Below are 14301 nucleotides of genomic sequence, written 5' to 3'. Positions count from 1 at the left end.
TTAAGTTCCTTTTTTTACGGCGTTTTTGGTCGGGCGCTGCCAACCATCAACACATAGCTGTTTCGCACGGCTAACAGCTAGGGTGCCGTCATCAACCGATTTGGTAATAGTCGAGCCAGCACCCGTTGTTGCATTGGCCCCAATAACGACAGGTGCGACCAAAGAGTTATTGGTGCCAATGAAAGCATGGTCGCCAATATGCGTTTGGTGCTTATTAGCGCCATCGTAATTGCAGGTGATGCTACCGGCGCCGATATTCACGCCACGACCGATGACCGCATCGCCCAAATACGCTAAATGATTGGCTTTAGAGCCCTCGCCCATCTGCGTGGCTTTAGTTTCAACGAAATTGCCAATATGCACTTCAGCGGCCAAATCACTGCCGGGGCGAATACGCGCAAACGGCCCGATCTGTGCGCGCTCGCCAATGCGCGCCGAGTCAATCACGCTATACGGTTTGATGACCGTGCCCGCCGCAATCTGGCAGTCGCTGAGCACCGAGCCCATGCCAATCTGTACGTTATCGCCGAGGCTCACGCGACCGTTGATCTGCACATTCGGTTCAAGCACCACGTCTTGGCCATGCTGCAGCTCACCGCGGATATCGAGCCGCGCGGGGTCAATGATGGTTACACCCGCACGGAGCAACGCATCAGCCTGCGCACGCTGCCAGATCCGCTCTAGCGTGGCCAACTGCAACTTGTCATTAACACCTTCGACCTCCCAAGCGGTATCGGGTTGCACAGCGCTCACCGCCACGCCGGCACGCGTCGCCATGCCAATCAGATCGGTCAGATAATACTCACCTTGCGCATTGGCATTGCGTAACTCAGGCAACCAGCGGTGCAGCAACGCATTGGGCACACACAAAATACCGGTGTTGACCTCGCTAATTGCCAGTTCGTCAGCGCTCGCATCTTTTTGCTCAACGATGCGCGCCACCTCACCCTGTTCACGCACGATACGGCCATAACCTGTGGGGTTTTCAAGCGTCACGGTGAGCACACCCACGGTTGAGTCATCGGCGCAGGTCGCCAATAGACGCTGCAATGTCGCCACCGATAAGAGTGGCACATCGCCATATAAAATAAGTGTATGACCATGGCTTTCGAGCACTGGCAAAGCTACTTGCACGGCATGCCCTGTGCCCTTTTGCTCAGCTTGAAGCACCCAGTCGATGGCCTCATCGGTAAAGGCCTGCTGGACAACGTCGCCGCCATGGCCGTAGACCACAATCGGGCGAATAGCGCCGAGCGCCCTACTGACCCGCAAGACATGAGCGAGGAGCGGCTGTCCCGCCAAAGGCTGCATGACCTTTGGCAATGATGACCGCATGCGTGTGCCTTTTCCTGCGGCTAAAATAACGACCTGTAATGCCATAACGCCAACGCTTAATTGCTGCAATGCCGGCATTTTACACGAACCACTTTAGTTTGCTGTAGCTGGTGCGAAGTGGTGAATAAGTTCTTCAATACGCGCCATTAATGTCGCGGATAACGAGCATCTTGATGGCGTGCAAACGCTCTCGGCGCTACGGTTTTATTCGCCGCGGATATATTGCTCTAAGTGCTCAATGATCTGCTGTTGCTCACTAATCACTTCTTTCACCAAGTCGCCAATAGACACTATGCCAATGATCGTGTCGCCATCGAGTACCGGCAAATGCCGCAAACGCTTCTCGGTCATAATGCCCATGCATTTGTCGGTGGTTTCATCAGCAGTCACTGCCAGCACGGCACTGGTCATAATATCCTTGACCAAGGTGTTGTATGACGAGCGCTCCATCAGCACCACTTTTCGCGCATAATCTCGCTCACTGACAATACCCACCATGCGCTCGCCTTCAGCAACCACTAAGGCACCAATGCCCTTGTCAGCCATTAAGCTAATGGCCTCTAGCACAGTCGCTTGCGGCGTAATGGTGTAGGTGACTTGCTCTGACTTTCCTTGCAGCAGTTGCATGACGGTTTTCACGTGGCACTCCTTTTGGCTCTTGTTTTTGTAGTCATAGGTTTATCACGGTTTGCCCATATCCGCGAGATAATCGCGCACAGACTTCAGTCGATCCAAGCACTTTCGTTCAGACATAAAAAAGGCAGCCTAAGCTGCCTTTTTAGTTACCCATCGCGTTAATTAACCGCGACCGGTACGATTTTTCATTGCCTGCAGGGTACGCAGCTGAGCGGCGGCTTCTGCCAATGAAGCGAGTGCAACGGAGGTGTCCATTTCACTCTTTTGATTAGCGAGAGCATCTTGCGCGTGCTTGCGAGCTTCCAAGGCAGCAGCCTCATCCACATCACCCGCACGTAAGGCGGTGTCGGCCAAAATAGTCACGATATTGGGCTGCACCTCAAGCACACCACCCGATACGTAATACACCAGCTCCTCACCAGACTCACTCATGATGCGCACAGGGCCAGGGCTGAGTTGTGACAACAATGGTGCGTGACCCGGGGTCACACCGATATCACCCAACGAACCATGGGCCACTACCAACGATGCGGCACCGGCAAAAATCGATTCGTTAGCACTGACGATATCGCAATGGATCATTTTCGCCATGTCTGACTCCTAAGCCCGAGCCACTAAAGCCCGGGCCTTAGCAAATTACAGCTTTTTGGATTTCTCAACGGCTTCTTCGATGCCACCGACCATGTAGAACGCTTGCTCAGGCAGGTTGTCGTAATCGCCAGCCAAAATACCTTTGAAGCCACGGATAGTTTCTTTCAGCGACACATACTTGCCAGGTGCACCGGTGAAGACTTCGGCGACGTGGAAAGGCTGCGACAAGAAGCGTTGGATTTTACGTGCACGGTAGACAACCAATTTGTCGTCTTCCGAGAGCTCATCCATGCCCAAAATGGCAATAATGTCTTTCAGCTCTTTATAGCGCTGCAACACATTTTGCACACCGCGAGCGATTTCGTAGTGCTCATCGCCAACGACCAGTGGGTCGAGCTGACGTGATGTTGAGTCGAGTGGATCAACCGCTGGATAAATACCTAGCGAAGCGATGTCACGCGACAACACGACAGTGGCATCTAAGTGAGCAAAGGTGGTGGCAGGCGACGGGTCAGTCAAGTCATCGGCAGGCACGTATACGGCTTGGATCGAGGTAATCGAACCATTTTTCGTGGAGGTGATACGTTCTTGCAGAACACCCATCTCTTCAGCCAATGTAGGTTGGTAGCCCACAGCCGACGGCATACGGCCCAGCAGTGCAGATACTTCGGTACCAGCCAGCGTGTAACGGTAGATGTTGTCAACGAACAACAGCACGTCACGGCCTTTGCCGTCCTCGCCTTTCTCGTCACGGAAGTACTCAGCCATGGTCAAGCCGGTCAGTGCCACACGCAGACGGTTACCGGGTGGCTCATTCATCTGGCCATAAACCATGGCGACTTTGTCGAGCACGCCGGAGTCTTTCATTTCGTGATAGAAGTCGTTACCTTCACGGGTCCGCTCACCAACACCAGCAAACACCGACAAACCGCTGTGTGCTTTAGCGATGTTGTTGATCAACTCCATCATGTTCACGGTTTTACCAACACCGGCACCACCGAACAAGCCGACCTTACCGCCTTTAGCAAATGGGCAGAGTAAGTCGATCACTTTAATGCCGGTTTCCAGCAAGTCAGTACCGCCGGCTTGCTCGTCGTACGATGGCGCTTTGCGGTGAATCGACATTTTCGTGTCGCATACCACGGCTTCGCCTTCGTCTTCGGGCTCGCCGAGCACGTTCATGATGCGACCGAGCGTGCCTAGGCCCACGGGCACACTGATTGGGCCGCCGCTGTTGGACACTTCGAGGCCGCGCTTGAGGCCCTCAGTTGAACCCATGGCAATCGTACGTACGACACCATCGCCCAGCTGTTGCTGAACTTCTAAAGTGGTTCCCGTTGTTTCAACGTGTAGGGCGTCATATACCCTTGGGACGTTATCACGCGGGAATTCGACGTCAATGACGGCGCCGATAATCTGGACAATACGACCGCTGCTCATGGGGCTATCCTCTAAAACTCGACATGCTATCTGCAGTGATGTGGCGCCTAAACGGCCGCCGCACCACCAACGATTTCGGAAATTTCTTGGGTGATGGCTGCCTGACGTACCTTGTTGTAAACCAACTGCAAGTTACGGATCAAATCGCCGGCGTTATCGGTTGCTGATTTCATAGCGACCATACGCGCCGCCATTTCACAGGCTACGTTTTCAATGACACCTTGATACACCTGAGACTCAATGAAGCGCAGTAGCAGCGCATCCAAAAGCGGCTTTGCTTCTGGCTCATAGAGATAGTCCCAGTTGTATGTACGCGTGCCCAAGTCTTCGGCATTACCACCAGCGAGTGGTAGTAATTGCTGAAGAGTCGGCTTTTGCGTCATGGTGTTTACAAACTCATTCGACACCAAATACAAGCGGTCAATTTTGCCTTCATCAAAGTGCTCTAACATCACTTTGATACTGCCAATAAGCGCCTCTAACGAAGGCTTATCACCCATATGGGTTTTTGCAGCAACGACTTTACCGCCAACATTCTTAAAGAATGTGGTGGCTTTTGTGCCGATCAGACAAAACTCAGACTCAACACCTTGCTCACGGTAATCACGAACAGACTGCACCACTTGTTTAAACAAGTTGATGTTCAAACCACCGCATAAGCCACGATCTGATGACACCACAATGTAGCCCACACGACGCACAGGGCGTTCAACCAAATAGCTGTGTTTGTACTCAGGCGTTGCATGCGCAACGTGAGCTACCACTTGGCGAATTTTTTGCGCATAGGGCTTACCTGCCACCATACGCTCTTGGGCCCGACGCATCTTGGAGGCGGCCACGAGCTGCATCGCTTTCGTGATCTTTTGCGTGCTTTTAATGCTCGCAACCTTAACGCGGATTTCTTTTAAGCTGGCCATAGCCTCACCGACTCGTTACTGGGTGTTGACCCGGCATTACACCGGGCCTCCCGTGGCTCACCAGGTTTGGGTGGCCTTAAATTTATCGATACCGGCACGCAGTGCCGCCTCGATCTTGCCATCGTAATTAGCGGTGGCATTGATGTCGTCCATCAGCGCTTTTTCTTCGCTATTGAAGAAGCTGTGCAAGGCGGCTTCAAAGTCCAATACCTTGTTGACAGGGACATCATTCAAATAGCCTTCGTTGACCGAGAAGATCGACAACGCCATGTCGGCAATGTTAAGCGGAGCAAATTGCTTCTGCTTCATTAGCTCGGTCACGCGTTGGCCCAACTCGAGCTGTTTGCGTGTGGCTTCATCAAGGTCCGATGCGAACTGAGCAAATGCGGCCAGCTCACGGTATTGCGCCAACGAGGTACGAATACCACCGGAAAGCTTTTTGATGATCTTGGTTTGAGCCGAGCCACCCACACGCGACACCGAAATACCGGCGTTTACCGCTGGGCGAATACCAGCGTTAAACAGCGATGACTCCAAGAAGATCTGGCCATCGGTGATTGAAATCACGTTAGTTGGAACGAATGCAGAGACGTCACCGGCTTGCGTTTCAATGATTGGCAGTGCAGTCAATGAACCGGTTTTGCCTTTCACTTCGCCATTGGTGAACTTTTCCACGTACTCAGCCGACACGCGCGATGCACGCTCAAGCAAGCGGGAGTGGAGATAGAACACGTCGCCGGGATAGGCTTCACGGCCTGGTGGACGGCGCAGCAGCAGGGAGATTTGGCGATAGGCTACAGCCTGCTTCGACAAATCATCATAAATGATTAGTGCATCTTCACCGCGGTCGCGGAAATACTCACCCATGGTGCAGCCAGAGTATGGTGCCAAGAACTGCATCGATGGCGCATCAGCTGCCGCAGCGGCAACAACGGTGGTGTATTCCATTGCGCCAAACTCTTCGAGTTTGCGCACGACGTTAGCAATGGTCGACTGCTTCTGACCAACGGCCACATAGACACACTTAATGCCTGAGGTTTTCTGCGCAATAATGGCGTCGATAGCCAACGCCGTTTTACCGGTTTGGCGGTCACCAATGATCAGTTCGCGCTGGCCACGGCCAACGGGAATCATCGCATCGACCGACTTATAGCCAGTTTGTACAGGCTGGTCGACCGACTGACGCCACCACACACCGGGCGCCACTTTTTCTACGGCGTCGGTGAGTTTGGCGTTAATGGGACCTTTGCCATCGATGGGCATGCCTAGCGCGTCGACCACACGGCCGAGCAACTCAGGGCCAACCGGCACTTCTAAAATACGGCCGGTGCAACGCGCCTTTTGGCCTTCTTGCAACGATAGGTAGCCACCTAAAACCACGGCGCCAACAGAGTCACGCTCGAGGTTGAGGGCCATGCCATAGACACCGCCGTCGAATTCGATCATTTCGCCGTACATAACGTCGGCCAAACCATGAATACGCACGATACCGTCGGCAACGCCAACGATGGTGCCTTCGTTACGCGCTTCCACAGACGCGTTTAAGTCTGTGATGCGGCTCTTGATCAGCTCGCTGATCTCGGAGGGATTCAGATGCTGCATGATGCTCTCTTCCTCGAAGGAATTATCAAGTATTCAGGGTGGCGCGAAGCTTGCCGAGTTTGCCTCGTACGGAGGCATCAATGACTAAGTCACCGGCATGAATCACGGCCCCACCAATTAAGCTGGCGTCGACAGCCGTCGTCAAATTAACCTGACGCGACAGTTTTTCTGCTAACACACGTGCCATTGCTGACTGTTGCGTCTCGCTCATTTCAAATGCAGCGGTTACTGCCACATCGACTGCGCCTTCGGCTTGCGCACGGAGCTCATCAAACAATGCACTGATGGCAGGCAGCGCGGCTAAGCGCTTATTGCCCGCCAGCTGACGAATAAAATTTTCGCCTTCAGCGTTGAATTGATCAGACACCACCGACAACACCGCATCGGCTTGATCTTTCGCGCTCAATGTAGGACGTGCAACATAAGCTGCAAATGCTTCATCGGCAATGACGTGACCAGCCAGCGCTAACATCGCTGACCATTCAGCTAGCGCGCCTTGGCTCTGAGCAAGCTGAAAAGCTGCTTTCGCGTAGGGTCGTGCAACGGTCGTTAATTCTGCCATGACTGTTCAAACGCCTCTTATTTCAGCTCGGTAGCCAGCTTATCAAGCATAGCGGCATGCTTGGCGGCATCGATTTCGGCTTGCAAAATCTTTTCCGCGCCGGCAATAGCTAAGCCTGCGACTTGTTGACGTAGGCCATCGCGCGCACTGGCAGTTTCCTGCTCAATGTCGGCACGTGCTTGCGTCAAAATACGCTCTGCTTCAGCAGCTGCCTGCGCTTTCACTTCGTCAGCCACTTGGCTGGCGCGGCGATTGGCCTGCTCAATCAGTTCAGCTGACTGTTGCTTTGCGGCCTGCAGTTCTTGCGCTACTTGGGCATGCGCAACTTCCAAGTCTTGCTTGGCTTTGTCGGCAGCATTCAGGCCATCGGCAATTAGCTTTTGGCGCTGCGTCAGTGCAGCCATGACTGGCGGCCACACGAACTTCATGCAGAACCAAACAAAGATCGCAAAAGAGATCGATTGGCCTACGATTGTGAAGTTGATGTTCACGCTATCACCTCTATTCCGGTTTCATTCACGAGCTTGGGGCTCGTCGTGGCTCGGGATTAAACCGAATTATTGAATGAACGGGTTGGCGAACAGCAGGAACAGGCCGATACCAACACCAATCATGGTGACGGCGTCGAGCAGACCGGCGACGATGAACATTTTAACTTGAAGCTGTGGAGCCAGCTCTGGTTGACGTGCAGTACCTTCGAGGAACTTGCCGCCCAAAATGCCGAAGCCGATAGCTGTACCTAAAGCACCCATGCCAATCAACAGGGCAACGGCGATCAGGTTAAGGCCAGTGATGTATTCCATGTGAGTTTCCTCTTCAGGGTTGGTTCAACGTTAAAGTTACGGGGTTTTCTTAGTGATCGTGTTTTTCCGAGGCCATGCTCAGGTAAACAATCGTCAACATCATGAACACGAACGCTTGTAGCGTAATGATCAAAATGTGGAAGATGGCCCAAGGCACAGACAAGGTCCATTGCACATACCAGGGCAACAGTGCGATCAAAATAAACAGCAGTTCGCCAGCGTACATATTACCGAACAAACGCAAAGCGAGTGAGATTGGCTTAGCAATCAAGGCAATGCCTTCTAACAAGAAGTTAAACCAGCTCAACCAAATGGTATTGAATGGGTGGAAGGTCAGCTCTTTAGCAAAGCCACCCACGCCCTTCATCTTAATGCTGTAGTAGATAATTAGTGCGAAAACCGAGAAGCCCATGCCCAATGTGGCGTTGACGTCGGTGGTTGGCACGATCTTAAAGAATACAGCATGCGGGTCGGCACCGAAGACACTGACACCGACGATTTCAGCCAGTTTTGGAATGAAATCGACAGGCACTAAGTCCATCAAGTTCATCAAGAAAATCCAAACAAAAATGGTTAACGCCAGCGGCGCAATCACTTTTGATGTGCCGTGATAGGTATCACGCACGTTGCCTTGGACAAACTCAACAATGACTTCGACTAAGTTTTGCAGACCGCCGGGCACACCCGAAGTGGCATGCTTTGCTGCTTTGCGAAACAACCAGCAAAATAAGATGCCTAATCCAATCGACCAGCCCATGGTGTCGACATGGATCGCGTTAAAACCCATTTCGGCTGCTTCTTGAGCCGTATGCGCAAAACCCCAACCGTTTTCCGGGTGATTCCCGTAGGTCAGGTTGGTGAGGTGATGCTTGATGTATTCGGTGGAATTACCAGCCATTCGTCTCTACCCATCAGCGCTGTGTGTTTCGGTTGGCCAAGGGCACAATCCAAGCGACCAGCTGTTCTAATACAAAACCAGTAAACAGCCAAACGGGGTCAACTTTTTTGTAAAAGATGAACACGCTGGCAAAGAGAAGCGCGGTAAGCAGAAACTTGCCTGCCTCGCCTCTGTAAAATTCTTGCACAATATGTTGTGCCGATCTGGCACCTGCGTGACGGAAGGCGCGAAACACAAAATACGCCTGCCCCAACACCGCAATGCCGGCCCCCGAAAGTGCCGATAAACCAGCAGCTGTACCGCCGGCCAGTTGTGCGATCAGCCATAACGCTACCATGAGTCTGGCCTGCCATTTCAGCTGCTGCAGTGCTGGTCGATACTCTACCAGCGGCTGGGGCTTGCTTACTGTCATGACGAACCTACTTATGTTGACTGCCGAAGCGGCCATTAGCGTCAAAGCGCGTGGATTATAGAGGAATCGCGAGGCTAAGGGCAACTGCGGCGCTTAGTCTCTGGTCTAAGAAAAGGCCGTTTTTGTAAATAAACACGCCATTAGTGTGCTTGAGCGGCCTCTGCGCGGACTTCTGCGCGTTGGTATTTTTCGCGCAACGCCATTCGTCGCAATTGTCGTAAGGTTTGCACGGCATCATCGGCAAGGTTGTAGTTATAGAGTACCGATGGAATCAGCCCGCCCGGCTCGCCCGAGCCCCACAGCTCCACTTTGACGCGATTACCTGGCAAGGCGGTTACTTGCCAGCGGCTTTTTGCCCCGAGCATTCGCACCACCCCCGGCTGCACTGGGTATTTATCACTAATGGCTTCTGCCTCGATGATCATGCCCGTTGCGGTCTGTTCTCGTTTCGACAACAAAACAGCATCGCGGGCCCGAAAAGGATACGGCAGCGTATAACGAAGGTACAAAATAGCGGCGTGATGTTGCCGAGAGATGACTTTAGCCTGCGATACGCGGGCGATCCATTCCGGCATCGCCACGGCATCTGTCAAAATAGCTTCAATTCGCGAGGGTCTGCCGGCAAGCTCTGTTACGGCATAAACATCATCAAAAGCCGAGTTTGCGTGTGCTCGCTGATACACGCGGATGTCTCGTTGCTCATCGACTTTCTGCAGTGACCAGTCATCGGCCCACACCAGACACGACGTCAGCATGGCGCCAATCAGTGTTAGCAGATGCTGCCACGGCCGCTTATTTGATGTGCGAAAGAATGCCATCAAGCTCATCTAATGAGTTGTAAGCAATGACAAGCTTGCCTTTACCACGCGCATTGCAATTGATCTGCACTGGCGCACCCAAGCGCCCGGCCAAGTCATCTTGCAGCTGACGTACATTGGGATCGATGGCTTTTTCTGCCGCTGCCGGTTTTTTCTCAAGCCATGCACGCACTAATGCTTCGGTATGGCGCACCGATAAACCGCGCTCAATGACTTGCTGCGCTGCCGCCACTTGCTTATTGGTTGGCAAGGCTAACAACGCCCGCGCATGGCCCATGTCGAGATCGCCGTGAGCCAGATTTTTTTTCACTTCATCGTGCAGGCCCAACAATCGCATCAAGTTACTCACCGCCGCGCGCGACTTACCCACTGCATCGGCGACCTGACCGTGATTGAGCTTGAACTCATCGGCAAAGCGCTGCATCGCTAAGGCCTCTTCAAGCGGATTTAAGTCTTCGCGCTGAATGTTTTCAATTAATGCCAGGGCAATCGCCGATTCGTCTGAAAATTCACGAATCAACGCAGGCACGGTATCGAGCTGAGCTAGCTGTGCTGCCCGCCAGCGGCGTTCGCCAGCAATAATTTCATAGGCCTTATCGCCACTTTTGCGAACAATAATCGGCTGCAAAATGCCCTGTGCCTTGATCGACTCAGCCAGCTCTTGCAATGCTTCGGGGTCCATATCGCGGCGCGGCTGATACTGCCCACGCGCCAACCATTCGATGGGTAACTGCTGAAACTCACCCTCCGGTGCCTCGCCCGCAGCAACTGCGTCGACATCGTCTTGGACTTTGCGAACATTGCCGAGCAAGGCATCTAGGCCACGCCCACCACCAAGACCACGTTTTTTTGCTGCTGCCATGACTTAGGCTTCCTTTTGTTTTTGACGACGCTTATGGCGCCGAATGAGCTCAGTGGCTAATGCCAGATAAGCCATCGTGCCGCGTGCCGTTTTATCGTATTGCAAGGCCGGCATGCCATGTGCGGGCGCCTCGGCCAAACGCACATTGCGCGGAATAACGGTATTGAGTACGTCATCGCCAAAATGGCTGCTTAACTCCGCCGAGACATCTGTCGCCAGCGTGTTTCGCGGGTCATACATGGTGCGCAATATGCCGGCAATATGCAGCGCTGGGTTGGCGCTATCGCGCACGCGCTCAATGGTCTGCGTTAATGCCGCTAAGCCTTCAAGTGCGTAGTACTCACATTGCATCGGAATAATCACCGACTCGGCGGCGACCAAGGCGTTGAGCGTCAACATACTCAAAGAGGGTGCGCAATCAATAACCACGGCATCGTAGCGCGATTGCAGTGGCAGCAAGGCTTGGCGCAAGCGTTGCTCTTTATTGGCGCCATCAACAAGTTCAATTTCTGCTGCCGTCAAGTCGCCGTTAGCAGGCAACACATCGAAGCCGCCAGAGCCGGTTTTAATGGCATCGATGGCTGGAATTTCTGCCAGCAGCACATCTAACACGGTGTGCTCAAGCTCATTTTTATGCAGACCTGAGCCCGTCGTTGCATTGCCTTGCGGGTCTAAATCGACCAGCAGCACGCGACGCTTTGTGGCTGCGAGTGAGGCCGCCAAATTAACACTGGTGGTGGTCTTACCCACTCCACCCTTTTGATTGGCGACGGCAAAAATCATATGCATTGTCCTTAATCGACCGCAGCGGTCGTGCTGACTATTGTCGCGCCAAACAGATGAGGTGGCGCGCTTGTGCTGCAAAGGGTACTCGTAAAGCGGGGGCATTTTCGAGTGTTATTGTGCTGGCCAGCTCGGCCAGCTCATCGTGCGGGATGTGACCTTTCATGGCCAGCCAGCGGCCATCGGGCGCGAGTAGATGCTCCGTACCCGCCACCATGTCATGGAGACTGGCAAAGGCGCGGCTGCAAATTTGCGCGTACTGGCCGTGATGCTGCTCGCAGCGCGCAGTAATCACGGTGAGGTTATCGAGGCCGTGTGCGGCCTTAAACTGCGTGATGAACCGGGTTTTTTTGCTATTGCTATCGAGTACCGTGACCGCGAGCTGCGTATTCACGATGGCGAGTATGACGCCCGGCAATCCCGCGCCCGTGCCAATATCGATCAAGCTATCTGGGCCAATATGCGGCTGAATGCTCAGGCTATCGAGCAAATGCTTGTCGACCATGGCTAATGGCTCACGAATGGCCGTGAGATTAAATGCGTTATTCCATTTCACCAGTGCTTCAAGGTAGGCCATGAGGCTATCTATCTGCGCTTCGGGTAGTGCCAAGGCCATGTCGGCCAAGCCTTGCTGCAAACGCATGCGAGCCTGCTGCGGCCAATCGGCGGCGAGTTGTGGCCCCGGCATTAGCCCACCTGCGCTGTGCGGCGGCTGAGTTTTTTCAGCGTAATGAGCAATAGCGAGACCGCTGCTGGTGTCACGCCGGGAATACGCCCAGCTTGAGCGAGTGTTTCAGGGCGCGCGTCTTTGAGCTTCGCCCGCACCTCATTGGATAGACCAACCACGCCGTCATAATCAAATGCCGCCGGCAGCGCCAGTTGCTCTTGCTGATGAAGGCGCGCTACATCATGGCTTTGCCGATCGACGTAACCGGCGTATTTCACACCGATCTCAATTTGCTCACCGACGGCTTCCTGCAAATCAGCGACTACATCGGATGCGCTTAATTCGGCCAAATGCGCATAGCGCACCTGAGGCCGCTTCAGTGCATCTAAGAAATGACACTCACGCTTGATTTCTTCACCGGTCAGCTCGCTAAAACGTGCCGTCATGGCACTGCCTGGGTGCAGCCATTGCGCTTTTAAGCGCTGCGTTTCCAGCGCTACCGCTTGTTGCTTGGCCTCAAACGCTGACCAGCGCACGTCATCCACGAGGCCTAATTCTCGGCCGATGGCCGTGAGCCGCGTATCGGCATTGTCTTCGCGCAACATCAGGCGATATTCGGCACGGGAAGTAAACATGCGATACGGCTCTTTGGTGCCGAGCGTGATCAAGTCATCCACCAACACGCCTAAATACGCCTGATCGCGCGTTGGATACCAGCCTGGCTTACCTTGCGCTTGGCGGCCTGCGTTGAGACCGGCGAGCAGGCCTTGCGCACCGGCCTCTTCATAGCCCGTGGTGCCATTAATCTGGCCTGCAAAAAAGAGTCCTCCAATGACTTTAGTTTCCAACGTGTGCTTGAGGTCACGCGGATCAAAATAGTCGTATTCAATGGCATAGCCAGGCCGCGTAATGTGCGCGTTTTCCATGCCGCGAATTGAGCGCACCAACGCTATTTGTACGTCAAATGGCAAACTGGTGGAAATACCATTGGGGTAGAGTTCATGCGTTTTTAAGCCTTCAGGCTCAATAAACACTTGGTGCGAGTTTTTATCAGCGAAACGATGAATTTTGTCTTCGATCGACGGGCAATAGCGCGGACCAATGCCCTCAATCACACCGCTGTACATGGGCGAACGGTCTAGCCCACCGCGAATAATCTCGTGCGTGGCTTCGTTGGTATGCGTAATCCAGCAGTTTACTTGCTGCGGATGCATGGCGCGCGTACCCATAAATGACATCACCGGCAACGGCGTGTCACCAGGCTGCGCTTGCATAACGGAAAAATCGACCGATTTGGCATCAATGCGTGGCGGCGTACCGGTTTTCAGCCGACCCACGCGCAATGGTAGCTCGCGCAAACGATCCGCAAGCGCGATGGATGGCGGATCACCGGCGCGGCCGCCGCGATGGTTATCCATGCCGATATGAATGGTGCCGCCCAAAAATGTCCCTGTCGTGAGCACTACCGTTTTTGCGTTAAAACGAATGCCGGTTTGCGTGATAACGCCAGTAATGCGCTCACCTTCAACGACTACGTCGTCGGCCGCTTGCTGGAAAATATCCAGTTTGGCTTGGTTTTCTAAGATGTCGCGAATAGCCGCTTTGTAGAGCGCGCGATCAGCTTGGGCTCGCGTAGCACGCACGGCAGGACCTTTGCGCGCATTAAGCACGCGAAATTGGATGCCCGCCATGTCGGTTGCCAACGCCATCGCGCCGCCCAATGCATCGATTTCTTTCACCAAATGTGACTTACCAATGCCACCAATCGCCGGGTTGCAGCTCATTTGCCCGAGCGTCTCGATATTGTGGGTAAGCAGCAAGGTCTGGCAGCCCATGCGGGCGGCAGCGAGTGCAGCCTCGGTGCCGGCATGACCGCCACCAATGACAATGACATCGTAAGATTTGCTGTACAACATAGATGAAATCCCGCGCAGGCGCTGGTTTAAACGGGCAACGATTATACGGTTTGCGCGGC

General features: G+C 53.7%; 16 protein-coding genes. All 16 read right to left on the bottom strand.

The annotated features are described in order from the left end of the window. Positions 1 to 1380 (bottom strand): bifunctional UDP-N-acetylglucosamine diphosphorylase/glucosamine-1-phosphate N-acetyltransferase GlmU, encoded by a 1380-nt coding sequence (gene glmU / locus DFR26_RS01665; protein WP_116207202.1) that lies wholly within the window; start codon positions 1378 to 1380, stop codon positions 1 to 3. 159 nt (positions 1381 to 1539) lie between these two features. Then, positions 1540 to 1974 (bottom strand): CBS domain-containing protein, encoded by a 435-nt coding sequence (locus tag DFR26_RS01660; protein ID WP_116207201.1) that lies wholly within the window; start codon positions 1972 to 1974, stop codon positions 1540 to 1542. 159 nt (positions 1975 to 2133) lie between these two features. After that, the gene (locus tag DFR26_RS01655; protein WP_116207200.1) at positions 2134 to 2562 is read right to left on the bottom strand and encodes a F0F1 ATP synthase subunit epsilon; all 429 of its coding nucleotides are present in this window, start codon (positions 2560 to 2562) and stop codon (positions 2134 to 2136) included. 45 nt (positions 2563 to 2607) lie between these two features. Further along, positions 2608 to 4002, bottom strand: coding sequence for a F0F1 ATP synthase subunit beta (gene atpD, locus DFR26_RS01650; protein WP_116207199.1), 1395 nt, complete (start codon positions 4000 to 4002; stop codon positions 2608 to 2610). A gap of 47 nt (positions 4003 to 4049) precedes the next feature. Then, positions 4050 to 4919: a F0F1 ATP synthase subunit gamma gene (gene atpG / locus DFR26_RS01645; RefSeq protein WP_116207198.1), complete on the bottom strand. Its 870-nt coding sequence runs from the start codon at positions 4917 to 4919 to the stop codon at positions 4050 to 4052. 57 nt (positions 4920 to 4976) lie between these two features. Further along, on the bottom strand, positions 4977 to 6521 hold the full coding sequence (atpA, locus tag DFR26_RS01640) for a F0F1 ATP synthase subunit alpha (protein ID WP_116207197.1): 1545 nt from the start codon (positions 6519 to 6521) through the stop codon (positions 4977 to 4979). 25 nt (positions 6522 to 6546) lie between these two features. Next, positions 6547 to 7083, bottom strand: a complete 537-nt coding sequence (locus DFR26_RS01635; RefSeq protein ID WP_116207196.1) for a F0F1 ATP synthase subunit delta — start codon at positions 7081 to 7083, stop codon at positions 6547 to 6549. A gap of 17 nt (positions 7084 to 7100) precedes the next feature. Beyond that, a complete protein-coding gene (locus tag DFR26_RS01630; protein ID WP_116207195.1) occupies positions 7101 to 7574 on the bottom strand; it encodes a F0F1 ATP synthase subunit B in 474 nt (157 codons plus the stop codon). Between the two features lie 66 nt (positions 7575 to 7640). Further along, on the bottom strand, positions 7641 to 7886 hold the full coding sequence (gene atpE / locus DFR26_RS01625; protein WP_116207194.1) for a F0F1 ATP synthase subunit C: 246 nt from the start codon (positions 7884 to 7886) through the stop codon (positions 7641 to 7643). Between the two features lie 49 nt (positions 7887 to 7935). After that, on the bottom strand, positions 7936 to 8784 hold the full coding sequence (gene atpB, locus DFR26_RS01620; protein ID WP_116207193.1) for a F0F1 ATP synthase subunit A: 849 nt from the start codon (positions 8782 to 8784) through the stop codon (positions 7936 to 7938). A gap of 13 nt (positions 8785 to 8797) precedes the next feature. Further along, the gene (locus DFR26_RS01615; RefSeq protein ID WP_116207192.1) at positions 8798 to 9232 is read right to left on the bottom strand and encodes an ATP synthase subunit I; all 435 of its coding nucleotides are present in this window, start codon (positions 9230 to 9232) and stop codon (positions 8798 to 8800) included. Positions 9233 to 9336: 104 nt separating this feature from the next. After that, positions 9337 to 10014 carry an START domain-containing protein gene (locus tag DFR26_RS01610; RefSeq protein ID WP_181898950.1) on the bottom strand — a complete coding sequence of 226 codons (678 nt, stop codon included), beginning with the start codon at positions 10012 to 10014 and terminating at the stop codon, positions 9337 to 9339. Beyond that, positions 9989 to 10876, bottom strand: coding sequence for a ParB/RepB/Spo0J family partition protein (locus tag DFR26_RS01605; protein ID WP_116207190.1), 888 nt, complete (start codon positions 10874 to 10876; stop codon positions 9989 to 9991). The genes DFR26_RS01610 and DFR26_RS01605 overlap by 26 nt, the downstream gene beginning before the upstream one ends. 3 nt (positions 10877 to 10879) lie before the next feature. Next, positions 10880 to 11665, bottom strand: a complete 786-nt coding sequence (locus DFR26_RS01600; RefSeq protein ID WP_116207189.1) for a ParA family protein — start codon at positions 11663 to 11665, stop codon at positions 10880 to 10882. 31 nt (positions 11666 to 11696) lie between these two features. Further along, on the bottom strand, positions 11697 to 12347 hold the full coding sequence (rsmG, locus tag DFR26_RS01595; RefSeq protein WP_116207188.1) for a 16S rRNA (guanine(527)-N(7))-methyltransferase RsmG: 651 nt from the start codon (positions 12345 to 12347) through the stop codon (positions 11697 to 11699). Further along, positions 12347 to 14242, bottom strand: coding sequence for a tRNA uridine-5-carboxymethylaminomethyl(34) synthesis enzyme MnmG (gene mnmG, locus DFR26_RS01590; protein WP_116207187.1), 1896 nt, complete (start codon positions 14240 to 14242; stop codon positions 12347 to 12349). The genes rsmG and mnmG overlap by 1 nt, the downstream gene beginning before the upstream one ends. Positions 14243 to 14301 lie beyond the last annotated feature (59 nt).

It is taken from the genome of Paraperlucidibaca baekdonensis, assembly GCF_003387535.1.
GTDB lineage: Bacteria > Pseudomonadota > Gammaproteobacteria > Pseudomonadales > Moraxellaceae > Perlucidibaca > Perlucidibaca baekdonensis.
Note: the sequence above shows the minus strand (reverse complement) of the source record. Positions and strands in the feature narration are given on the sequence as shown.

Bases quoted from the DNA above. Each gene is read 5' to 3' on its own strand.
- DFR26_RS01610 (WP_181898950.1), bottom strand. From the start codon at position 10,014: ATGGCATTCTTTCGCACATCAAATAAGCGGCCGTGGCAGCATCTGCTA.
- atpE (WP_116207194.1), bottom strand. From the start codon at position 7,886: ATGGAATACATCACTGGCCTTAACCTGATCGCCGTTGCCCTGTTGATT.
- atpG (WP_116207198.1), bottom strand. From the start codon at position 4,919: ATGGCCAGCTTAAAAGAAATCCGCGTTAAGGTTGCGAGCATTAAAAGC.
- DFR26_RS01615 (WP_116207192.1), bottom strand. From the start codon at position 9,232: ATGGCCGCTTCGGCAGTCAACATAAGTAGGTTCGTCATGACAGTAAGC.
- DFR26_RS01605 (WP_116207190.1), bottom strand. From the start codon at position 10,876: ATGGCAGCAGCAAAAAAACGTGGTCTTGGTGGTGGGCGTGGCCTAGAT.
- glmU (WP_116207202.1), bottom strand. From the start codon at position 1,380: ATGGCATTACAGGTCGTTATTTTAGCCGCAGGAAAAGGCACACGCATG.
- DFR26_RS01635 (WP_116207196.1), bottom strand. From the start codon at position 7,083: ATGGCAGAATTAACGACCGTTGCACGACCCTACGCGAAAGCAGCTTTT.
- DFR26_RS01655 (WP_116207200.1), bottom strand. From the start codon at position 2,562: ATGGCGAAAATGATCCATTGCGATATCGTCAGTGCTAACGAATCGATT.
- atpD (WP_116207199.1), bottom strand. From the start codon at position 4,002: ATGAGCAGCGGTCGTATTGTCCAGATTATCGGCGCCGTCATTGACGTC.
- DFR26_RS01600 (WP_116207189.1), bottom strand. From the start codon at position 11,665: ATGCATATGATTTTTGCCGTCGCCAATCAAAAGGGTGGAGTGGGTAAG.
- atpB (WP_116207193.1), bottom strand. From the start codon at position 8,784: ATGGCTGGTAATTCCACCGAATACATCAAGCATCACCTCACCAACCTG.
- mnmG (WP_116207187.1), bottom strand. From the start codon at position 14,242: ATGTTGTACAGCAAATCTTACGATGTCATTGTCATTGGTGGCGGTCAT.
- rsmG (WP_116207188.1), bottom strand. From the start codon at position 12,347: ATGCCGGGGCCACAACTCGCCGCCGATTGGCCGCAGCAGGCTCGCATG.
- atpA (WP_116207197.1), bottom strand. From the start codon at position 6,521: ATGCAGCATCTGAATCCCTCCGAGATCAGCGAGCTGATCAAGAGCCGC.